Source organism: Streptomyces sp. NRRL S-337 (assembly GCF_000720175.1).
Lineage (GTDB): Bacteria > Actinomycetota > Actinomycetes > Streptomycetales > Streptomycetaceae > Streptomyces > Streptomyces siderophoricus.
In genome coordinates, this window is sequence record NZ_JOIX01000034.1 from 24,680 (window position 1) to 45,317 (window position 20,638).

The following is a 20,638-nucleotide window of genomic DNA, read 5'->3' on the forward strand; positions in this document are numbered from 1 at the left end:
GCGCGGGGCGGGAAGCGGCGGAGGCGCCCGCGGCAGTGGGGGGTGGGTTCGGACAAAACGCCCCCATGGGCGATGATGGAAAGCCCGCGGTCAATGCCGCCCGCGCCGAACGATGATGAGTAAGTGGCCGAGTGATCGGCGAAAGGTGCGACCCATGGCAGCGCGCATAATCCTGGCCCGGCACGGGAAGACCGAGTGGTCCGTTTCCGGCAGGCACACCGGGCGGACGGACATCCCGCTGCTGGACGAGGGCCGTCGCGGCGCGAAGCTGCTCGGGGAGCGACTGCACCACGCGCCCTGGGACGGCCTGCCGGGCGTCGAGGTCCGTACCAGCCCCCTGGTGCGCGCGAAGGAGACCTGCGAGCTGGCCGGTTTCGGCGACCGGGCGCAGGAGTGGGACGCGCTGATGGAGATCGACTACGGCGCGTACGAGGGGCTGACGCCCGCCCAGATCACGGCGGGCCGGCCGGGGTGGCTGATCTGGCGGGACGGCGTGCCCGAGGGCGAGTCGCTGGCCGAGGTCTCCGCGCGGGCGGACGAGGTCGTCGCCTGGGCGCGGTCGGCCGACCGGGACGTGCTGGTCTTCGCGCACGGGCACATCCTGCGCGCCCTCGGCGCCCGCTGGCTGGGCCTGGACATCTCGTTCGGCGCCCGCATCCGCCTGGAGCCGACGTCCCTGTCGGTGCTCGGCTGGGCCTACGGAGAGCCGGCGATCGAGCGCTGGAACGACACGGGCCACCTGGGCTGACCCGGCCCTCCGACGCGACCACCGGTGCGCGCGCCCGCCGGTCCGCATGACGGCCGGCCCCCGCGACCGTAGGGGGCCCTAGCCCACGCCCACCACCTGCGCCGCCGCCTCGCCGTCCCTCGCTCCCGCCGCCGCGTGCCGGGACAGGAAGTCGGCGACCGGGGGGAGGGTGTGGTGGGGGCGGAGGGTGTGGGCGGTGGTGGTGAGCAGGGTGCGGATGCGGGCGGAGCGGACCTGGGTGAGGAGGGCCAGGACGCGCAGGCCGGCCGCGGCGGCCTCCTCGGGGGCGCCGTCGGCGGCGAGGTCGGCGGCCAGTTCCGCGGTGAACAGCGCGATGTTGCGGGTGAAGTGCGGGTCCTGGAGTGCCACCGCGCGGTGCGCGTGCTCGGCGGCGCGTCCGGCGTCGCCGAGGGCCGACCAGCACTGCGCCTCAAGCCCCGCCAGCTCGGCCTCGCCGTAGAACGTCATCCACTCCGGGTCGCTGTCCCGTGGCCCGCTGGCGAACAGCCGCTCGGCGCGGGCCAGTGCCTGCTCGCAGCCGGAACGATCGGCCAGCCCCGCCCAGCCGCCCGCCTCGCGCAGCGCCAGCAGGGACAGCAGCCGCGGCGAGGCGAGGTGCTTGGCGGCCTGCTGCCCGGCCTGGGCGGCGCGCACCGCCTCGCGCGGGCGGCCGGCGTCGCGGGCGAGGAAGGCGGTGTTGCAGAACGCGTGCGCCTCCAGGGCGGCGTCGCCGCAGACCCGGGCGGTGGCCAGCGCCTCGGCGTAGTGGGAGCGGGCGTCGTCGAAGCGGCCGGAGTCGTGGGCCAGCCAGCCGACGGAGATGGCGAGTTCACCGGCGCCGGTGTGCAGCCGGTCGGCGACCGAACGGTGCCGGACGTCGGCCTCCAGCAGGTCGTAGGCGGCGCGCAGCGGCTGGGTGGCGCGGTGGTAGATGCCCTCCGCGCCGTGCCGGTCGTCCAGCAGCCGGATGTGCCGGACGGCCTGTTCGACGGCGGTGGCCTCGGCCGCACCGGCGCGGCCGCCGGCGGGTGGGCGGGGCGGGGGCACCCGGTCGGATGCGGCGGCGGCAGCGGCCTCGATGGGGTGCAGGGCGGCGAAGCCCAGGGCTGCCGCCGGGCCGCCGGTGATGAACGCGCGACGCAGCACGTCGCTCTCCTCGCAGATCTGGATACGGGTATCGCGGTGGTCGGGGTCGGTTGCCAGGGGCGCGGCGCTGACCGCCGCCGTACGCGCCCCCCGTCCGCGTACCGCCTCGCGCGGCGCGAAGCCCATGTCCGGCAGCGTCAGCCCGGGGAACATGTGCCGGAACACCCGCTCGTAGGCGTAGTTCGGACACCGGATCTCCCCGGACTCGACGCGCCCCACATAGCGGGCGTCGCACGAGACCTGCTCACCGATCTCACGGGCGGACCGTCGGACCGCCGCCGCGAACTCGCCAGGGGACAGCCGGCCGCGCAGCTGTCGGAAGGCGGTGTTCGGGCGGGCGGGTACGGTACGGGACGACGCTGATCGTGCTGCTGGCGACGCCATGGCGGACCCTCTCCGTGCCCTCTCCGTGCCATCTGTGTGGCGATGCCGCGTCCTGGCGGTGCGGCGCGACGACCGTACCGTCTGTGACGGCACCGATACGCACAGTTTGGCTACAAATCGGATATCTCACGCGTGATCTGCCATGAACTGCCATCCTTTGCAGCGTTACGCCGCCGTAGCTGTTGACACGCCCGACCGTTGAACTCGGTGTAAAGGGACTGCGGCTGCAGGAGGAGGGGTTTTCCGTGTGGGAGACCGGCGTGAGCAGGGGCGGCAACGGGTCCGCGGGCCAGGCCGGCGGCCGGCGGAGGCAGGTCGTGCCGGGCGGGGCGCCCGCCGTTCCGGCGCAGCCCTGCGACCTCGTGACGGTGCCCGCCCGCCAGGGGCTGGAGGCCGTGGACATCCTGCGGCTGCGGGACGGCGTGGGCCCGGTGCTGCACGACGGGGCCTGCGACACCCTCGGTTTCCTCGTACCGCCGGGCACGGCCGCGGGCTGGGACGTGCCGGGCAGTGCCTGCACCCAGACCCACGGCCGGGGGATCGTGCTGGGTGCCGTGGGCGGTGACGGTGCGCCGGCCGAGCCGCCGGTGACCGGGAGCGGCTGGCTGGTGTCGCCGGAGGGTGCGGGGGCGGCCGCCACGGACCCGGTCGTGCTGCGGGCGGCGCTCGGGGAGGCGGCGCGGACGATCGCGGCGGTCGACCGCTGCCAGTGACCGCCCGCCCGGAGGCGAGGGAACGACGTGCGGGGGCCGCCCGGTAGGTGCCGGGCGGCCCCTTCGGCGTGCCGTTCCGGTGCCCCGGGTGCGGGCCTGCCTAGACGGCGGGCTCGCCGGCCGGGGCGTCCGGGGCCGGGCCGCCCGCGGGGGCCGGGGTGGGGGCCCCGGCCGGGCGGGGGATGGTGGCGGTGCCGGGCCGGTCGCCGAGCCTGCGCCGGACGCCGCGCACCACCCGTGCCGCGGTGAAGGCCGCGCCGTGGACGAAGCGCATCGACGGGCCGAAGGACGGAGCGGTCAGCAGGCCGGCGAAGAACAGGCCGGGCCAGGAGGACTCGAATCCGGCGCTCAGCTCGGGGGCCCGGCTGCCGCCGACCGTCCGCAGGGTGGTGCGCACCCGGGGATGCAGCAGCCGCAGCCGTCCCACGTCAGGGGTGAAGCCGGTGGCGGCCACCACATGGTGGGTGTCGAGGGTTTCGGTACTCCCCTCCGTATGGGTGAGATGGAGCCGCACGCCGTCGCCGTGCGGGACCGCGGCCCGGAGCCGGTGGTGGAGCAGGAGCGGTACGGCGGCCTCGAAGCGTTCGCGCAGCCACCAGGCGCCGGCCGGGCCCGGCGCGGTCTCGGTGAGCCGTACCCGGGTGGGCGCCGGCAACCGGCGTACCGCGCCGGGGAGTTGGGACCAGGCCCAGTTCGGCCAGCCGGTGCCGAGGGCGCTGTGCGGGCCGCGCAGGGCGCGCAGCCGGCCGCGGTCGAGGGGCTGCGGCGGGGCGTTCCAGCGCAGCCGGTCGGCGCGGGCGACGACATGGGCCCGGGCGCCCCGTTCGGCGAGCAGGGTCGCGGTCTCCAGGGCGCCCTGGCCGGAGCCGATGACGGTGACGTGCCGGCCGGTGAAGCGGGACAGGTCGCGGTGGTCGCTGCTGTGTGAGGCGAGTGCGGCGGGGAGGTCGAGCAGCGGCCAGGGGCGGTGGGCGAACGGCGGCAGGCCGACGGCGAGGACGACGGTGCGGGCGGCGATCAGTTCGCCGGTGTCCGTCGCCACCTGGAAGCCGTCGTCGCCGTCCGGGCGGACCGCGGTGACGGTGGTCTCGTCGACCTGCGGGACGGCCCGTTCGGCGAACCAGCTGCCGTACGCGGTGAAGGTGTCGAGGGGCAGCGGGACGCCGTGTTCGGCGGTCAGGTCGTGGGCGGCGCAGTAGTCGGCCAGGGTGTGGCCGCCGGCGGGGGAGGAGAGGCTGGAGGCCCAGGGCTCGGATGTGAGGAGCATGCCGGCGGGCATGTGGTCGCGCCACGAGGCCATCGGCCGGCCCAGGACCCGCAGCCGCAGTCCGGCCGCCGCCGCGTGTGCGGCGATCGAGAGTCCGTAGGGGCCGGCGCCCACCACCACGAGGTCGTACATGGGTGTCTTCCTGCGCTTTCTGGTTGCTGGTCGTCGGTTGCTGGTCGTGCAGTGCGGTGCAGTGCGGAGACGTGCGAAGCGTGCGGTGGCTCAGGGGCGGGGCCGGCACGTGGTGGAAGGGGCCCCCGATGGACCGTGCGGGGGACCGGAGGTCGCCAATGGGCTACCGGAATGCGTTCCGGCGCGGCGTCCGGGCTATTTCCTTGGTGCCGTCCCGGGACGCGTCCTGAACGGCCGTCATGTGTCAGCGCACCGGCCCGCGGGGGGCCGCGGAGGAGCCACCGGAGGCACCATGTCCCAGCGCAACCGGCGGAGGGCGGCAGCCACCGCGGCCGGCGCGCTGCTGACGTGCCTGCTGGCCGCCGCCCCGGTGGTGTCCGCGGCCGGCCCGCCGCCCCCGGTGCCGCTGGGGGCGTTCCTCGGGTCGGACGCCCGGGGGGTGCGGCGGATGACGGCGCTCCAGCGGTGGCTCGGCGGCACCGACGTCCGGGTGGGCCACACCTACCTGCCCGGCAACAACTGGTCGGACATCGAGGGCGATCCGGTGTTCCTGTGGCCGTGGGCGGTCTGGCGGCACGGGGCGCCCGGCCGGCTGTTCGTGCTGAACGTGCCGATGATGGCGCCGGACGAGGCGCGGCTGCCGGACGCCGAGGTGCGCCGGCTGCTCGGCACGGCAGCGGCGGGCGGCTTCGACGGGCACTTCCGCACCCTCGCCCGGCGCCTGGTCGGGGCGGGCCTGCCGGACACCGTGCTCACCCTCGGGTGGGAGATGAACGGCATCACCTACACCCATCGCTGCGCGCCCGACCCCGGGGCCTGGAAGGCGTACTGGCGGCGGATCGTCGCCGTGATGCGGTCGGTGCCGGGGCAGCGGTTCCGGTTCGACTTCGCGCCGAGCCGGGGGCGGGACGCGATCGGCTGGACCCTCTGCTACCCGGGCGACGACGTCGTGGACGTCCTCGGCATGGACTCCTACGACCAGCCGGCCGGGGAGACCTTCGACGCGATGGTCCGCGAACCGTACGGGCTCCAGGCCCAGGTGGACTTCGCGGCCGCGCACCGCAAGGAGATCTCGTACCCGGAGTGGGGCCTGTTCCGCAACGGCGACAACCCCGTCTTCGTGACCCGCATACTCGACTGGATGGCGCGGCACCCGCCGCTCTACCAGACGATCACCGACTACTGCCCGCACGGCGTGTGGCAGTGCCGGGCCAACCCGCGCGCCGCACAGGCGTACCGGCGGGTGCTCTACGGCGTGCCGGACGCGGCCGGGCCCACCGGGACGCCGCCGCCCGTGCCGGCGCGGCCCGTCGGGTAAGCGGTGGTTCGGGCAGGTCATGGCCGGCCGGCACCCCTCGCGCGTACGGTGCCCCGCCGGGCCCGCGGGCCGCGCGGCGAGGCCAGCCGCTCGCGGGCCAGGCGGGCGGCCAGCGCCCGGCCGGTGATCCGCGCCGCGTACAGCCCGAGGGTGGGCGCCTGCGCGCGGCGGGCCAGCAGCAGCCGCTGATTGGTCACCGGCACCGGCCGCCAGTGCAGCTTGTACGGCTCGGTGCCGCGCAGCAGGCTCAGCGCGCCGCGGCCGGTGTCCACCACCTGGCGTGCGTCGTGGCGCATCAGCATCGCGGTGATGTCGACCTTCCGGTCGCGGAGTTCGGGGTCGGCGCCGTAGAGGTAGCCGCCGGCCAGGTCGGCGGACATCAGAAGGATGTCGGCGGCCATCACCCGGCCGTCCATCCGGTACTCGGTCAGCACCGCGTCGCCGCTGCCGACCATCTCCCGGGTGGCGCGCGCCAGATGGGCGGCGAACCGGGGCCGCAGGTGCTCCGGTGTCACCCCCCGGCCCTGCCACTGCAGGCCGTGCAGCCGCAGCATGTTCCGCACCGAGGAGGGCACGTCCCCGGCCGGGACGGTGCGTTCCTCGATGCCCAGCGCGTCGAGCCTGCGGAGCTTGGCACGGACCCGGCGGGCCCGGGGGCCGGCCAGCCGGCCCAGCAGGTCGTCCATCGGCATGCCGGGCAGTTCCAGGGTGACCGAGTCGTCGAGCCGGCGGCGCGGGCCCGGCCAGGCCGCGTAGAGGTGCTCGGCGGCGGCACCCGGCCGCACCTCGCGCAGGTCGACCAGCGCGCCGCGGGCCGCCCGGTGCACCCCGGCGGCGAGCTCCGCGGCCGCCGGGCCGGGGCAGGAGTCGTCCAGCAGGACGTCCGAGAAGTCCGAGATGGCGCCGCCGAGCGGCACCAGGACGGGCAGCGGACGGTACGTCAGCATCAGCGGCGCCGCCGCCACCAGCCGCCCGCCGCGGCGCACCAGCACGATCCGCAGCCGCCCCGGCGTCCCGTACGACAGCCACCACGAGTGCAGCCAGGAGTGGCTCTGGAACGGGGTGGCCGCCCGGCAGCGGCGGTGCAGCGCCCGCCAGTCGGCGGCCAGCGCGGCGAACGCGGCCGGGTCGCGGCAGACCGTCGTGGTCATCGCACCGCGCCCTCGGCGGCCGGTACGGCGCCCGCCTCGACCGCGGCGTGCGCCGGGGCCGGGACCGATCCGCCGGCGCGTACCGCGGGGCGCCGGTCGCGCGGCCGGACCAGCAGCACCAGCCCGCCCAGCAGGCCGCCCGCCGCGCCGCCGACCGCGGTGGCCAGCGGTGCGGACGGCGAGACCGGCTGGTCCGGGGCCGAGGCGCGGGCGAAGACCAGCAGGTGGGCGCCGGTGCGGGCGGCGGTGCGGTTGCCGGTGGCGGCCAGCGCGCGGGTCACCGCGTTGGCGAGGCCGGCGGAGGCGGCCGGGGTGCGCGCGGTGCCGGTGACCTCGATCATCGGGGCGTCCGGTGACGTCGCCGCCCGGATGCCGCCGCGCAGCGTGCCGAGCGGCAGTCCGGAGTTCCGGTGCGCGTCGGCCAGCACCGCGCCGCTGGTGGCGATCCGGCCGTACGCCTGGGCGAAGCCGAGCGCGGCGGCCGGGTCGGCGCCCTTGCCGGGCACCACGACGACATAGCCGGTCGCGGCGTAGCGCGGCGGTTCGACCGCCTGGTACACCGCCCCGCCGGCCGCGCCGAGCAGGACGGCGAGCGGCACCGGCCACCAGCGGGGCAGCAGGCCGACCCGGTCCCGCAGCCGGCCGGGCGCGGCCCGCGGCCGGCCGGTGGGGGCGTGGTTCACGGTTCCGTGCACGGCGCCGCCTACCGGTTGGTGAGCGTGGACGGGGCGGCCGCCGGGGACGGGTCCGGCAGCGAGACCACCCCGGAGGGGTGGCCCGGTGCGGGCGCGGCGGCGCGCCACCGTGCCGCGGCGGTGGCCAGGGCCTCCTCGTAGACGGCCATCATGGCCTCGGCGCTGCGGGCGATGTCGTAGCGGCGCACCACCGGCGGGACCGGCAGCCGGCCCGGCCCCTGCCGCCTCAACTCCCGTAGGGAAGTGGCGAGTTCGTGTACGCCGGGGCTGAAGCGGCGGGCGCCGGGGGCCTGGTCCTCGGGCAGTTCGTCGACCGCCGGGCAGCTGCCGTACAGCACGTGCAGCCCGGACGCCAGCGCCTCCAGGACGGCCAGGCCGAACGCCTCCTCGGGGGAGGGGGAGACGAAGACGTCGATGGCGGAGAGCAGCCCGGGGATGTCCGGCCGCGCGCCGGGCGGTGCGGCGTCCGTCCCGCCGGTGCGGGCCCAGGCGTCGGCCCGGCCCGAGGCCAGTGCGTCGAACGCCCCGTCCCGCGCGCCCAGGAGGTGGATCCGGTCGCCCGAACCGAACTGCTCGGCCATCCGCCGCAGCATGTCCCGCTCCGGCCCCTCGCCGGCCAGCAGCAGGTGCACTCCGGGCAGTTGGGTCACCGCGCGGACCAGGACGTCGAACCGTTTGCCGGGCACCAGCCGGCCCACCCCGCCGACCACGAATGCGTCCACCGGCAGCCCGAGGCGGGTGCGGACCAGCGCCCGGGCGGCCGGGTCGAAGGCGAAACGGTGCGCCTCGATGCCGTTGGGGACGACGTGGATGCGCTCCCCGGGCACGCCCCAGCGGCGCAGCCGGGCGGCGACGGTGTCCGAGACCGCGACGGTCGCCGAGCCCAGCCGCTCGGTGGCCCGGTACAGCGCGCGCACGCCCCGGGTGAGCCGGCGGCCCTCGATGACCGCGTCACCGAGGGAGTGCTCGGTGGCGACCACCGCCCGGACCCCGGCCAGCCGGGCGGCGATCCGGCCGTAGACGCAGGCCCGGTAGAGATGGGTGTGGACGAGGTCGTGGCCGCCGGCGCGGATCAGCCGGGCCAGCCGGGGCAGGGCGGTCAGGTCGCGGTTGCCGGTCATGCCGAGGTGGGTGACGGGGATGCCGTCGGCCTCGATGCCCGCGGCGACCGGGCCGGGGTCGGTCAGGGTGACGACCTCGCACGTGGCGGGCAGCCGGCGCAGCATCAGCCGCAGCTGCTGCTCGGCGCCGCCCACGTCGAGGCCGGTGATGACGTGCAGGACTTTCACCGGGGGCCTCCAGGGGTAGCGGTAGCGGCCGGGGATTGCGGGTTGTTGTTGCGGCCCGGCCCGGACGGTGTCGCGGGCCGGGGCAGGGGGGTCTCGTCGGGGGGCAGGGCGCGGCGGCGCAGCGGGTGCAGGGCCCGTTTGAGGGAGAGCCGCCAGGGGGTGTCGGCGGCGCCGATGTGCACCCGCGGCAGGGCGTGCCGGCCGGTGAGCGGGCCGGGGTCGAGGGCGCAGGCGTAGCCGTAGCCGGCCGCGCGCACCGCCGCGACGGCCCGGGCGTCGACCGCGCCGTACGGATAGCAGAAGCCGTCCGGGGCCCGGCCGGTGAGCTCGGCGAGCCGGGCCCGGCCGACCGCCGTCTCCCGCTCCCGGGTGACCGGGTCGGCGGTGGTGAGGTCCTGGTGCAGCAGCCCGTGCGAGCCGACCTCCATGCCGGCGGCGGCGACCGCGCGGATGCCGTCCTCGGTCAGCAGCGGTTTGCGCGGGCCCCTGGGGTCCCAGGAGTTGAGCCCGCCGGCCCGGCCGGGCAGCACGAACACCGTGGCGGTGCAGTCGTGGCGGCGCAGCAACGGAAGCGCGCCGGTGAGAAAATCGGCGTAGCCGTCGTCGAACGTCAGCCCGACCAGTCCGGTGGCGCGCCCGGCGGCCCGGGCGCGCAGCAGCTCGCCGACCGCCACCCCGCGCAGCCCGCGGTCGCGCAGCCAGCGCAGCTGACGGTCCAGCAGGCCGGGGGAGACGGTGATCCGGTACGGATCGTCCGCGCGCCCGGCGGTGTCGGTCACCGAGTGGTACATCAGGATCCAGGGCGGGCCGCCGCGGCCGGGGCGGCGGCGGACGGCGGTGCGGCCGGGGGCCGGCGGGGCGGGGGCGCGCTGCGGCGGCGGTTCAACGGGCATCGGCGAGCTTTCCTTTGACGACGACGAGCAGGTGCCGGACCTCGGGGGCCCGAACGGCGAGGGCGGTGCCGGCGAACACGGCCGGCACCAGCAGGGCACCGGCCGCCGCGCCGAGCAGCGGGTCGGCGGGCAGCGCGGCGAGCGGGCCGCCCACCGCGACCGCCGCGGCGGCGGCGACGGCCAGCCGGCCCAGCCCGGCGGCGATCCGGCGCACCCGGACGGCGACGAACCGGGTGCCGAGTTTGTGCAGCAGGAGCACGGCGGTGGTGGTGATGCCCGCGGCATTGGCGGCGGCGAGGCCGGGCGCCCCCCACCAGCGGACCGCGGCCGGCCCGGCCCCGGCGGTGACCAGCAGCCCGGCGGCCATCGCGCCGGCCGGGTACCAGGTGGGCCGTCCGGCCGCGCAGAACGGCCGGATCAGCGCCCCGGCCAGGCTGTGGCCGAGCAGCCCGAGCGCGTACACCCGCATCACGGCCGCGGTGGCGGCGGTGTCGGCGGCGGTGAACGCGCCGCGTTCGAAGAGGACGCCGGTGATCTGCGGGGCGCAGGCGGCCACGTACGCGGCGCCCAGCAGCACCACCAGCCCCGCCAGCGTCAGGTCCCGGGCGATCCGGCGGCCGGCCCGCGCGGCCTCCCCGTCGGCGACCGCCCGGGCCACCACCGGGAAGGTGACGGTGCAGATCATCAGGGACAGCACCATCGGCAACTGGGCGACCTTCTGCGCGTAGTTGAGGTGCGAGATGGCCCCGGCCGGGAGACCGGAGGCGAGGAACCGCTCGACGAGGACCTGCGCCTGCCGGCCGAAGGTGAAGCAGACGACGGGCGCCAGCAGCCCGGCCACCGGTAGCCCGGCCACCGGCAGCGGAGCCGTCCCGCCCGCGACCGCCCGGCGGAGTCGCAGCGGCGGCAACACCCGTACGAAAGATGGGAGTTGGACCGCCACCATCAGGGCGCCGCCGAGCGCGACCCCGGCCGCGGCGGCCCGCACCCCCCAATCGGCGTGCAGCGCCAGCATCGTGCCGATGATCGTGAGGTTGTACGCCACGTAGATCGCGGCGGGCGCGGCGAAGCTGCGGTGGGCGCGCAGCGCCGCGCTGAGGTAGCCGGTGACGCCGAAGGTGAGGACGGTCAGCGCGGTCAGCCGGGTGCAGTCGACCGCCGCGGCCGGGTCGGCGAGCCCCGGCGCCAGCAGCCGGACGAACAGCGGTGCGCCGGCCGCGAGCAGCGCGGAGCCGCCGGCCAGCGCGGCGGACAGCCGGGGGAGGGTGGCGCCGAGCAGGGCCCGTACCGGGTCGGCGGCGTCGTCCGGCGCACCGGGGGCCGCGGCCCGCGCCGCCAGCGCCCGGCTGAACGCGGGCACCAGCAGCAGCGCCATGGCGCCCTCGATCAGCAGCGTGGCCGCCATCTCGGGCACCGTCCAGGCGACCAGGAACGCGTCGGTGGCGCTGCCCGCGCCGAACAGCCGGGCCAGCGTCCGGTCGCGCAGCAGACCGCACAGCGCACCGGCGGCGGTCAGCCCGGCAGTGAGCGCGGCGGCCCTCGCCAGGGAGCGGCCGAGCGGCGCGGGCGCACCGGGCACGGCCGGCGCGCCGCCCTGGCGTACGGCGGCGGGGGCCCCGGTCACCGCGCCGCCGTCCCGCCGCCCGGCACCGGCCACCGGCCGGGCGCCAGCGCCCACCAGCCGACCAGCCCCAGCGCCACCGCGGTCAGCACCGTCGACGGGCCGCCGATGTCGGCGGAGAGGAAGTCGACGGCCTGCCAGACCAGCAGTCCGGTCGCGGCCGCGCCGCAGTCCGTGGCGCGGCGGGCGCGCCGGGCCGCGCGCAGCCGCCGCACCCCGCACACCAGCAGCACCGCCCAGCCGCCCACCAGCGCGGTCGCGCCGACCAACCCCTGCTCGGCGAGCGCCAGCAGATAGATGCTGTGCGGGGAGAGCAGCGGCTCGCGCCGGAAGGCGACCCCGGCGCCCGCGGTGTCGCCGCCGGACGACAGGCCCAGCGAGGCGTGGCCGTCCCGTTCGGCGGGGAACTGCTTGAGCCCGGCGCCGGTCAGCGGGTGGTCGCGCCAGATGCCGGCCGCGGCGGCCCAGAGCGCGTAGCGGTCGGTGACCGAGCGGTCCGGGGCGTCGGAGACCGCGCCGATGCTGGCGACCCGTTCGCCGAGCAGATCGGAGCCGGCTCCGGCCCCGCCCACCAGCACCACCGCCGCGGCGGTCAGCACGGCCAGCGCCGGTACGGCGACCCGGGCGCCGGCCGTCAGCAGGACGGCCGCGCCGGCCGCCGCCGTGGCGATCCAGGCGCCCCGGCTGAATGACACCGCGAGCGGCACGGTCAGCACCGCCGCGCAGACCAGGGCCGCCGGCCGCTGCCAGCGCGGGGCCCGCGGGCCGGGCGCCAGGCCCAGGGCGAGCGCCGCCGTCAGGCCGTGGCCGACGGCCGTGGCCATCCCCATGACGTCCAGCGGCCCGAAGGTGCCGACCGCCCGCACCTCGCGCCCCATATAAGAGGCACCGGTCGCGGTCAGGTACTGGTGCACGCCGATCGCGCCCTGCACCAGGGCGAGCAGCACCAGCGCACCGGCCAGCACCCGGAAGTCCCGGGCGTCCCGCAGCGTCAGCAGCAGCGCCGCCGGTACGAGGACGAAGACCTGCAGATGGCGGACGAGACCGGGCAGGCTCGCGGCCGGGTCGGCGGAGGTGACGGTGGCCAGCGCGAGCGCGGCGACCGGCGCGCCCAGGACCAGCGCGGCGGTCCGGCCGAGCGGCCGCGGGCGGTGCCGCAGCAGCCGCAGCCCGCACCCGGCCACCAGGACCGCGGAGGCGGCGTCGGCCGGGGTGACCGTGCCGAGGGGGGTGACCCGGGCGGCATCGGCGGGCGCGCAGAGCAGCAGGACCGTCGCCAGCGCGGGGAGCAGCGGCGCGCCGTGCCGGGCCGCCGTCCGGGCCCGGTCCGCGGCGCACCACGGCCCGGCCGGGACGGACGCCGCCGCGCCCGCGCTCATCCGCGCTCCCGCCGCAGCAGCGAGCCGGCGGTGCGCAGCAGGATCCGCAGGTCCTGCCCCAGCGACCAGCTGTCGATGTAGAGGTTGTCGAAGCGGGCCCGGTCCTCGATGGAGGTGTCGCCGCGCAGCCCGTGCACCTGCGCGAGCCCGGTCAGCCCGGCCGGCATCCGGTGCCGGGCCGCGTACTCGGGGTACTGCCGGCTGAACCGCTCCACGAAGAAGGGGCGTTCCGGGCGCGGCCCGACCAGGCTCATGTCGCCGCGCAGCACGTTCCACAGCTGGGGCAGCTCGTCCAGGGCGGTGCGCCGCAGCAGCCGGCCGACCCGGCTCGTCCGGCCGTCGTCCGGCACCGTCCAGCTGGTGGAGGGGTCGTGGTCGTCGTCCGGGCGCAGGGTGCGGAACTTCAGCAGGGTGAAGGGGCGGCCGCCGCGGCCGATCCGTTCCTGCCGGAAGAGCACGCCGGGCCCGTCGGCGAGCCGTACCGCCAGCGCGCAGCCCAGCAGCAGCGGGGCCGCGGCCAGCAGCGCCGGTCCGGCGAGGGCCAGGTCCAGGGCCCGCTTCCGCCGGCCGCCGGGCCGCGGCGGGGTGGTGTCCAGTGGGCGGCAGGCGAATCCCCACAGGTGGTCGGTGCCCGGTTCCGGCGGCCGGCCCTCCCGGCCCGCCGCGGCGCCGGCCAGCCAGATCGCCGAGCCCTGGTCGACGAAGCGGCGCAGCAGCGCGGCGGTGTGCGGATCGCCGTACGGCGGCACGGTGAACACCGCGTCCCGGACGGTGTTGGCGATGACGGACCGGGTGATGTCCTGGAAGGACGTCAGGCGGGGCAGCGCACGGGCCGCGCCGCCCGTGGGCACTTCGGCCGGGCCGGGCACCACCGGGGCCGGCGGGACCAGCCCGACCGGGCGCATGCCGTACTCGGGGTGGGCCAGCAGCGCGGCGGCCAGCTGCCGGGCGGCCGGATCGGGGCCGACGACCAGCGTGGCGCGCGGCCGGCGACGGGCCAGGTTGCGGCGCGCCCGGTGGACCATCGAACGGCCGCCGCACACCAGCAGGGAGTGCGCGGCCACCGTGCCCCCGAGCGTGGCCAGCGGCAGCGCCTGCCCGGGCGTGACGGCGGCGAGCAGCCCGGCCGCCGTGCACCAGCACACCAGGGCCCGGCCCAGCAGCGCGGGCAGGTCCTGCAGGACGCTCGGGGCCGGGCCGGGGCGGTAGAGACCGGCCTGGACGTGGAGCAGCAGCAGCGCCGGTACGAGGGCGCCGAGCGCGGCCGGCCGGATGCCGGGGCCCAGGGCGAGCGGTGCCGCGCCGACGACGGCGAGCGCGTCGACGGCCACCAGGCAGGCCACCCTCCGCCGCCGGCCGCGGCCGGCCCGGGGCGGGGGCAGCGGCTGCCACTGGGGGCCGCGCGGCGGGCGGACCATGGGTGCCGCCGGGCGGGCCGCCGCGGGCGGCCGGACCCGGGTGGAGGGGTGCGTGTCCGCGCTCTCGGTCGTCATCGTCCGCTCCGCTCCCCGCGCTCCGGGCCGGCTGCCCCGAGCAGTTCGCGGTACAGCGCCACGACCGCGGCCGCGGTGCGCCGTACGTCACCGGTCGCCCGGGTGTGCGCCAGCGCCCGGCGGCCCAGCTCGGTGCGCAGCTGAGGCCGGGTCAGCAGCCCGCGGAGCGCCTGCGCGAGCGCCGCGGGGTCGCCGGGCGGCACCAGGCAGTGCGGCGCGGCGCCCGGCGGCAGGGCCTCGCGGGCGCCGCCGACGTCGGTGACCACGACGGGCCGGCCGCAGGCCATCGCCTCCAGCGGGGTCAGCGCCATGGCCTCCCAGCGCGACGGCAGAACGGCCAGGTCGGCCACCCGGTACCAGGGGACGGCGTCCGGCGCGGCGCCCGCGAACCGCACGCCGGGCGGTGCCCCGGTCCGCAGCCGTGCGTGGTCGGGGCCGTCACCGACCAGCACCAGCACGGCGTCCGGGACCGCGGTCCGCACCGCCGGCCAGGCCCGCAGCAGCGTCCGCTGGTCCTTCTGCGGGCACAGCCGCCCCACGCACACCACCAGCGGGGCCTTCGGCGCGAGTCCGGCGAGGGCGGGCAGCGAGCGGCGCAGCGCGTGGCGGGCCGCGGCGTCGTCGTACGCGGGGGAGCAGCGGTGCAGGTCCACGCCGTTGCGGACCACCGTCCACCGGCCGGGCACGCCGGCCGCCGCGCCCCGCTGCCGCTCCGCCTCGCTCACGCACAGCACCCGGTGCGTCCAGCGGGCCGCGTACCGCTCCCAGCCGACCGCCAGCCGCCCCGCCGTCCCGCCGACCGCCTCGAAGGACCAGGCGTGCGGCTGGTGGACCGTGGGGATCCGGCCCCGGACGGCCAGCCGGGCGGCCAGCCCGGCCTTGGCGCTGTGCGCGTGCACGAGGTCCGGGCCCAGCCGCCGGATCAGCCGGGCCAGCCGACCGGTCTCGCCGGGCAGCGCCGGGCCCGGGGCGCGGCGGGCCGGCCAGGGGGCCGTCTCGGCGCCCACCGCCGCGGCGTCGTGGAGCAGCGTGCCGCCGGGCGGTGCGGCCACCACGGTCCGCAGGCCCGCGGCGACCTGGGCGCGCACCAGGTCGGCGACGACCCGGGCCACCCCGCCGTCGACGGGCTGGGAAACGTGGAGCACCGTGGGCCGCTCACCCGACCTCAGCTCTTGCGCCGCCACGCACCGCTCCCCTGATCACCGGGCCGACAGAACTCTTTTCCGGCGGAATTCGCCGTGGAATTCCCGCAGCGCGCCGCTCAGCGCCGGGTATCGGTCTGCACGAAGAGCGCGCCGAGCAGATATCCCGGCCGGTGCGCGGAGAAGCGGAAAGCGAGCCGGCTGCCGCCGGACCGCAGGGCGGGCCGGAGGTCGAATACATCGGAATCCGGACCGAGCGTGTTGCGGCAGGCCGGCTGCCGCGCCGACTCCCGGCCGAATTCGGTGACGGTCGAGTTCATCACGTCGTTCGCCGGATCGGCGGCATTGTGCACCGCGTACGGCCGGTGCCGGCCGGCCTGCACCGACTTGGCCGGCTTCCGCTCGCCGGCCCGCAGGTTGCCGCCCCGGTACAGCCGGGCGTGGCTGATCCGGGAGCCGGCCGGGATCCGCAGCCGGGCGCGGCCGGAGTTGTAGGTGTTCCGGTCGGAGTCGACGTCGACGTACGCCATCCGGTACCGGACGTTGGCCCCGGCGCCGCCCTTTTGGGCCGTCGCGCACCCCCCGGCCGCGCCGCGGGTACCCGCCGCGCAGGTGATCGAGGAGTTGGCCGCCCGGGCGATCCCGCCGTGCCGGGTCACGTGGAAGCGCTCGGCGGATCGAAGGCGTGCGGATTCCCGGGGGAAGGCCGGCGCGGCCGCCGCCGAAGACAGGGCGGCCGGCAATGCCAATGCCGCCGGCGCGCACACGACGCCGCGCCCGGTGCGGTCCATGGACTTCCGCATGTCTTCCTCTCCGACGTCTATCAGTCAAACAGGAGAGCACTCTGACAGAAATCATGTTGGAAACCACGGCAGGCACGCCCGGTGCTGAGCCGGTGATCCCGAACGGCGGAATGCCGCACTGAAATGGCGGAACGATCTTTATGCCAATAGGGTTAACCAACCCCTGTAGGGGTGGACGCCCGCATCTCTGACGTATTTCGTTCGTTGTGACCGGTGCCCCATTCGCGAACTGAAAGGAGAATGGGATGAAGCGGTTTATCACGACCGCCGCAATGGCCACGACCAGCTGCGCGCTGGTGCTCAGCAGCGCAGGGCTCGCATCCGCCAGCGGGGACGGCCACAACGGCCACAACGGCCGTCACGGCCACCACCGCCACCACCACGGTCGTCACTTCGATCGTTACGAACACCGTGGCTTCGTCTACGGCCACCACGGTGGTGCCAACGCATATGGCGTCGCGGCGCACTCCCCGGGCATTCTGAGCGGTAACAATGTCCAGGTTCCGATCAACATCCCGATCAACATCTGCGGCAACAGCGTCAACATCCTCGCGCTGCTGAACCCCGCGTTCGGGAACAAGTGCGCCAACATTGGTAACTGACAGGTGACCCGTCCGCCGGCCCGTACGGACCTCGGGCCGGCCCGGGTCGTGGTGCAGTCGGCGGACCTCCCCTGACTTCGGTCTCGGGTGGTCCGCCACTCCCTCCTCTCCACCCCGCCTCGCCCGACCTGCGTCGGAGTCCTCGGGGGCACCGGCGATACTTGAGCGCATGGCGAAGAGCAGGCGCGGGCGCGGCGGCGTGGAGACCGTCACCGAGACGGTGGACGGCGGGCTCGCCGAGCTGCGGCCCGACCGGGACCGGCCGCGCGGCTGGACCCTGCTCCTCGACGGCGCCCCGCAGTCCCACGTGGACCTCGACGACCCACGGCGCCTGGACTTCTCGTACCAGCGGCGGCTCGGCCACATCGCCGATCTCGCCGGACCGCCCGGACAGCCGCTGCGCGTCGTCCACCTGGGCGGCGGCGCGCTGACCCTCGCCCGCTACGTCGCCGCGACCCGGCCGCGCTCCACCCAGCAGGCCGTGGAGATCGACACCCCGCTGGTGGAGTTCGTCCGCCGGCACCTGCCGTGGGACCGCACCTGGCGGATACGGATCCGCGGCGGCGACGCCCGCGCGGGCCTGGCGAAGGTCCCGGACGGCTGGGCCGACCTGGTCATCGCCGACGTCTTCCGCGGGGCCCGCACCCCCGCGCACCTGACCAGCACCGAGTTCGTCGCCGACGTCCGCCGCGCGCTCGGCCCCGGCGGCCGTTACGCGGCCAACCTCGCCGACGGCCCGCCGCTTTCGTTCCTGCGCGGCCAGATCGCCACCGTCCACACGGTCTTCCCCGAGCTCTGCCTGATCGCCGACCCCGCGGTGCTGCGCGGCAAGCGCTTCGGCAACGCCGTCCTGCTGGCCGCCGGCACCGCCCTCCCGGTCGCCGAGCTGACCCGCCGCGCGGCCACCGACCCGCAGACCGGACGGGTGGAACACGGCAGGGCGCTGGCCGACTTCACCGGCGGCGCGGCCCCGGTCACCGACGCCACGGCCGTCGCGTCCCCGGCCCCACCGGCCGGCACCTTCACCTGAGCGGGGCCGGCGGGCGGTGCCCGCCGGCCCGGCTCACGTCGCGTAGTTGCTGGTCTCCACGGTCGGCGGATGGCCGTTCCAGGTGCAGATCACCGAGGTGTGCCCACCGCCGCCCGTGAAGTCCACCCGGATCCACCCCTGCTGCTTCCACACCTGCATCTCCCAGCCCGAGTTCGGCGTCGCCGACACCAACTCGGCCGCGGAGCCGCCCAGATCGAAGACCACCCGGCCGCCCGAGGTGGCGTAGCTCTTGACCCGGCCGTCGGAGGCTCCGTACGGGCCGCCCGGCGCCGTGGTGGGCGGGCGCTGCGCGCGGGTGTTGCCGGTGTGCGGGGGAGCCGACGAGGGGCCGGTGGCGGACGGCCGGGGGGCCGGGGCGGACGGTTTGGGGCGGTGCGTGGAGGAGGCGCGGGGCGTTCCGCCGCCGTCGGCCTGCGCCCCCGAGGAGGCCACCTGGTCGGAAAGGGGCAGCGCGCGCGGCGCGTCGTACGCGGTGCCGGACAGCACGGTGTGCACGCCGAACCACGACAGCGTGACCGCGGCGCCGGTCGCCAGCGTCCAGGCCGCCGCGTGAACCAGTCCTCGTTGCATTCGGCTCATACTGCACCACCGGCCACCCCCGTCGCAGCCCGCGGGAGCGGGCGGAACCCACCGCCCCGGCGTCAACTCCGGTGAGGAACCGTCCCCCCGATGGCGTACGGTGCCGCCCATGGCACGTGTGCTCGTGGTCGAGGACGACCAGTTCGTACGCTCGGCCCTGATCCGGCATCTGACCGAGGCGGCCCATACGGTACGCAGCGTCGGCACCGCCCTGGAGGCGCTGCGCGAGGTGGCGCACGTCGGTTTCGACGTGGTCATCCTCGACCTGGGCCTGCCCGACCTGGACGGCGGTGAGGCGCTGAAGATGCTGCGCGGCATCACCGACGTCCCGGTGATCATCGCCACCGCCCGGGACGACGAGGCCGACATCGTGCGGCTGTTGAACGACGGCGCCGACGACTACCTCACCAAACCGTTCTCCGTCGAGCACCTCTCGGCGCGGATGGCCGCCGTACTGCGCCGCTCCCGTGCGGGTTCGGCCGGCGCGGAACCCCCCTCACGAGTGATCCGGGTCGGCGGGCTGTCCATCGACCCGCTGCGCCGCCAGGCCGAACTCGACGGCGCCGCACTGGACCTCACCCGCCGGGAGTTCGACCTGCTGGCGTTCCTCGCCGGGCGGCCCGGCGTCGTCGTCCCCCGCAAGGAACTGCTCGCCGAGGTCTGGCAGCAGTCCTACGGCGACGACCAGACCATCGACGTCCATCTCTCCTGGCTCCGCCGCAAACTGGGCGAAACCGCGGCCAAGCCCCGCTATCTGCACACCCTGCGCGGTGTCGGCGTGAAGCTGGAGCCACCACGATGACGGGCCGCGCGCTGTGAGGTGGGCCCTGGTCAAGGTGGCGCTGGCGGTCACCACGATGGTCGTGGTCGCGTTCGCCGTGCCCCTCGGACTCGTCGTCAAGGAGATGGCCAGCGACCGCGCCTACGGGAGCGCCGAGCGGCAGGCCGCCACGATCGGCCCGGTGCTCGCCATCACCACCGACCGCACCCAGCTGGAACGGGCCGTGGCCAGCGCCGAGACCGGTGCCGGCGGCCGCATCGGGGTCCACGTCCCGGCCGGCGGCAAGAACGGCACCCCCGCCGAAATAGGCACCCGGCGCGCCGCCCCCGCCGACGTGGCCGCCGCCGCCAAACTCGGCCGGGCCTCCATCTCCCCGGTCCCCGGCGGCACTTCGCTGCTCCAGCCCACCGCCGTGGCCTCCGGCATCGCCGTCGTCGAGGTGTTCGTCCCGGACGACGCACTCACCAACGGCGTCACCACCTCCTGGGTCGTGCTGGCCGGCGTCGGACTGGCGCTGATCATCGGCTCGGTCGCGGTCGCCGACCGGCTCGGCACCCGGATGGTGCGCCCCGCCGAACGCCTCGCCGGCGCCGCCCACGACCTCGGCCACGGCCAGCTCGGCGTCCGCGTCCAGGAGGACGGCCCCAAGGAACTGCGGGCCGCGGCCACCGCCTTCAACTCCATGGCCGACCAGGTCGTCCAACTCCTCGCCAACGAGCGCGAGTTGGCCGCCGACCTCTCGCACCGGCTGCGCACCCCGCTCACCGTCCTCCGGCTCAACGCCGCCTCCCTCGGCGACACCCCGGCCGCCGAACAGACCCGCTCCGCCGTCGCCCAACTGGAGCGCGAGGTCGACCAGATCATCCGCACCGCCCGCGAACAGAAGGCGCACACCCAGCAGGCGGCGGCCGCGGCCGGCTGCGACGCCGCCGAGGTGATCCGCGAGCGGATGGCCTTCTGGTCCGCGCTCGCCGAGGACGAGGGACGCACCGCCCGCGTCGCCGGCGCCGACCGCCCGGTCCGCGTCCCGGTCGCCCGCCCCGAACTCGCCGCCGCTCTCGACGCGATGCTCGGCAACGTCTTCCGGCACACCCCCGAGGGCACTGCCTTCGCCGTCGACGTCCACAACGCCGAGGACGCGGTGATCGTGCTGGTCTCCGACGCCGGACCGGGCATCGCCGACCCCGAGGCGGCACTGCGCCGCGGCCACGGCGGCGGAGGCGAAGGCTCCACCGGTCTCGGCCTGGACATCGTGCGCCGGCTGGCCGAGTCCACCGGCGGCGACGTCCGCATCGGCCGCTCCGTCCTCGGCGGCACCGAGGTGCGCGTCTGGCTCGCCCTGGACGGCCGGCGTGGCCCGCAGGGCACCCGCCGCGGCCACCGGCTGCGCCGCACGCTGCGCACCGGCGGCCGGCGTGCCGCCCGCGCCGGTTCCTGAGCGCCCGTCACGG

General features: G+C 76.7%; 19 protein-coding genes. 7 read left to right on the top strand and 12 right to left on the bottom strand.

What is annotated here, in order from left to right; genetic code table 11:
• Positions 1-154: 154 nt before the first annotated feature.
• Entirely contained in the window at positions 155-748 is a 594-nt protein-coding gene (locus IG62_RS0123210) for a histidine phosphatase family protein (protein ID WP_030806453.1), read from the top strand.
• 78 nt (positions 749-826) lie between these two features.
• Here the strand turns inward: IG62_RS0123210 and IG62_RS0123215 are convergent, their stop codons facing one another.
• A complete protein-coding gene (locus tag IG62_RS0123215) occupies positions 827-2,278 on the bottom strand; it encodes a hypothetical protein (protein WP_037839076.1) in 1,452 nt (483 codons plus the stop codon).
• A gap of 245 nt (positions 2,279-2,523) precedes the next feature.
• Here IG62_RS0123215 and IG62_RS0123220 point away from each other — a divergent pair, with 245 nt between their 5' ends.
• The gene (locus IG62_RS0123220) at positions 2,524-2,991 is read left to right on the top strand and encodes a hypothetical protein (protein WP_030806459.1); all 468 of its coding nucleotides are present in this window, start codon (positions 2,524-2,526) and stop codon (positions 2,989-2,991) included.
• 100 nt (positions 2,992-3,091) lie between these two features.
• Here IG62_RS0123220 and IG62_RS0123225 read toward each other — a convergent pair whose 3' ends face one another.
• Entirely contained in the window at positions 3,092-4,390 is a 1,299-nt protein-coding gene (locus tag IG62_RS0123225) for an NAD(P)-binding domain-containing protein (RefSeq protein WP_051798453.1), read from the bottom strand.
• A gap of 292 nt (positions 4,391-4,682) precedes the next feature.
• On the opposite strand from IG62_RS0123225, the gene IG62_RS0123230 reads away from it, so the two are divergent.
• Positions 4,683-5,708 carry a glycoside hydrolase family 26 protein gene (locus IG62_RS0123230; protein ID WP_051798454.1) on the top strand — a complete coding sequence of 342 codons (1,026 nt, stop codon included), beginning with the start codon at positions 4,683-4,685 and terminating at the stop codon, positions 5,706-5,708.
• A gap of 17 nt (positions 5,709-5,725) precedes the next feature.
• On the opposite strand, the gene IG62_RS0123235 is transcribed toward IG62_RS0123230, so the two are convergent.
• The 9 genes from IG62_RS0123235 to IG62_RS0123275 form a co-directional block, all read right to left on the bottom strand.
• A complete protein-coding gene (locus IG62_RS0123235; protein ID WP_030806468.1) occupies positions 5,726-6,859 on the bottom strand; it encodes a GNAT family N-acetyltransferase in 1,134 nt (377 codons plus the stop codon).
• Complete coding sequence (locus IG62_RS0123240) at positions 6,856-7,542, bottom strand: hypothetical protein (protein WP_030806471.1); 687 nt, start codon at positions 7,540-7,542, stop codon at positions 6,856-6,858. The genes IG62_RS0123235 and IG62_RS0123240 overlap by 4 nt, the downstream gene beginning before the upstream one ends.
• A gap of 20 nt (positions 7,543-7,562) precedes the next feature.
• Complete coding sequence (locus tag IG62_RS0123245; protein ID WP_030806474.1) at positions 7,563-8,843, bottom strand: glycosyltransferase; 1,281 nt, start codon at positions 8,841-8,843, stop codon at positions 7,563-7,565.
• Positions 8,840-9,736 (bottom strand): polysaccharide deacetylase family protein, encoded by an 897-nt coding sequence (locus IG62_RS0123250; RefSeq protein WP_078872180.1) that lies wholly within the window; start codon positions 9,734-9,736, stop codon positions 8,840-8,842. The genes IG62_RS0123245 and IG62_RS0123250 overlap by 4 nt, the downstream gene beginning before the upstream one ends.
• Positions 9,726-11,417, bottom strand: a complete 1,692-nt coding sequence (locus IG62_RS0123255; protein ID WP_078872184.1) for a lipid II flippase MurJ — start codon at positions 11,415-11,417, stop codon at positions 9,726-9,728. The genes IG62_RS0123250 and IG62_RS0123255 overlap by 11 nt, the downstream gene beginning before the upstream one ends.
• The gene (locus IG62_RS0123260; protein WP_051798458.1) at positions 11,357-12,736 is read right to left on the bottom strand and encodes an O-antigen ligase family protein; all 1,380 of its coding nucleotides are present in this window, start codon (positions 12,734-12,736) and stop codon (positions 11,357-11,359) included. Before IG62_RS0123260 ends, IG62_RS0123255 begins: the two co-directional genes overlap by 61 nt.
• Positions 12,733-14,229: an exopolysaccharide biosynthesis polyprenyl glycosylphosphotransferase gene (locus IG62_RS0123265; RefSeq protein ID WP_030806486.1), complete on the bottom strand. Its 1,497-nt coding sequence runs from the start codon at positions 14,227-14,229 to the stop codon at positions 12,733-12,735. The genes IG62_RS0123260 and IG62_RS0123265 overlap by 4 nt, the downstream gene beginning before the upstream one ends.
• Positions 14,226-15,413 (bottom strand): glycosyltransferase family 4 protein, encoded by a 1,188-nt coding sequence (locus IG62_RS0123270; protein WP_107053044.1) that lies wholly within the window; start codon positions 15,411-15,413, stop codon positions 14,226-14,228. The genes IG62_RS0123265 and IG62_RS0123270 overlap by 4 nt, the downstream gene beginning before the upstream one ends.
• Before the next feature lie 77 nt (positions 15,414-15,490).
• Entirely contained in the window at positions 15,491-16,174 is a 684-nt protein-coding gene (locus tag IG62_RS0123275) for a hypothetical protein (protein ID WP_030806492.1), read from the bottom strand.
• Positions 16,175-16,419: 245 nt separating this feature from the next.
• Between IG62_RS0123275 and IG62_RS49900 the strand changes: the two genes are divergently transcribed.
• Entirely contained in the window at positions 16,420-16,776 is a 357-nt protein-coding gene (locus IG62_RS49900) for a chaplin (protein ID WP_030806495.1), read from the top strand.
• 169 nt (positions 16,777-16,945) lie between these two features.
• Entirely contained in the window at positions 16,946-17,806 is an 861-nt protein-coding gene (locus tag IG62_RS0123285) for a spermidine synthase (RefSeq protein ID WP_030806499.1), read from the top strand.
• A gap of 33 nt (positions 17,807-17,839) precedes the next feature.
• Here the strand turns inward: IG62_RS0123285 and IG62_RS0123290 are convergent, their stop codons facing one another.
• Positions 17,840-18,406 (bottom strand): hypothetical protein, encoded by a 567-nt coding sequence (locus tag IG62_RS0123290; protein WP_030806501.1) that lies wholly within the window; start codon positions 18,404-18,406, stop codon positions 17,840-17,842.
• A gap of 109 nt (positions 18,407-18,515) precedes the next feature.
• On the opposite strand from IG62_RS0123290, the gene IG62_RS0123295 reads away from it, so the two are divergent.
• Positions 18,516-19,208: a response regulator transcription factor gene (locus tag IG62_RS0123295; RefSeq protein WP_030806503.1), complete on the top strand. Its 693-nt coding sequence runs from the start codon at positions 18,516-18,518 to the stop codon at positions 19,206-19,208.
• A 13-nt stretch (positions 19,209-19,221) separates the two neighbouring features.
• Entirely contained in the window at positions 19,222-20,625 is a 1,404-nt protein-coding gene (locus tag IG62_RS0123300; protein WP_030806518.1) for a sensor histidine kinase, read from the top strand.
• Positions 20,626-20,638 lie beyond the last annotated feature (13 nt).

Excerpts from the sequence above, each read along its gene's own strand:
- IG62_RS0123210 (WP_030806453.1), top strand. The coding sequence starts at position 155 with ATGGCAGCGCGCATAATCCTGGCCCGGCACGGGAAGACCGAGTGGTCC.
- IG62_RS0123215 (WP_037839076.1), bottom strand. The coding sequence starts at position 2,278 with ATGGCGTCGCCAGCAGCACGATCAGCGTCGTCCCGTACCGTACCCGCC.
- IG62_RS0123225 (WP_051798453.1), bottom strand. The coding sequence starts at position 4,390 with ATGTACGACCTCGTGGTGGTGGGCGCCGGCCCCTACGGACTCTCGATC.
- IG62_RS0123230 (WP_051798454.1), top strand. The coding sequence starts at position 4,683 with ATGTCCCAGCGCAACCGGCGGAGGGCGGCAGCCACCGCGGCCGGCGCG.
- IG62_RS0123235 (WP_030806468.1), bottom strand. The coding sequence starts at position 6,859 with ATGACCACGACGGTCTGCCGCGACCCGGCCGCGTTCGCCGCGCTGGCC.
- IG62_RS0123250 (WP_078872180.1), bottom strand. The coding sequence starts at position 9,736 with ATGCCCGTTGAACCGCCGCCGCAGCGCGCCCCCGCCCCGCCGGCCCCC.
- IG62_RS0123260 (WP_051798458.1), bottom strand. The coding sequence starts at position 12,736 with ATGAGCGCGGGCGCGGCGGCGTCCGTCCCGGCCGGGCCGTGGTGCGCC.
- IG62_RS0123265 (WP_030806486.1), bottom strand. The coding sequence starts at position 14,229 with ATGACGACCGAGAGCGCGGACACGCACCCCTCCACCCGGGTCCGGCCG.
- IG62_RS0123275 (WP_030806492.1), bottom strand. The coding sequence starts at position 16,174 with ATGCGGAAGTCCATGGACCGCACCGGGCGCGGCGTCGTGTGCGCGCCG.
- IG62_RS49900 (WP_030806495.1), top strand. The coding sequence starts at position 16,420 with ATGAAGCGGTTTATCACGACCGCCGCAATGGCCACGACCAGCTGCGCG.
- IG62_RS0123285 (WP_030806499.1), top strand. The coding sequence starts at position 16,946 with ATGGCGAAGAGCAGGCGCGGGCGCGGCGGCGTGGAGACCGTCACCGAG.
- IG62_RS0123290 (WP_030806501.1), bottom strand. The coding sequence starts at position 18,406 with ATGAGCCGAATGCAACGAGGACTGGTTCACGCGGCGGCCTGGACGCTG.
- IG62_RS0123295 (WP_030806503.1), top strand. The coding sequence starts at position 18,516 with ATGGCACGTGTGCTCGTGGTCGAGGACGACCAGTTCGTACGCTCGGCC.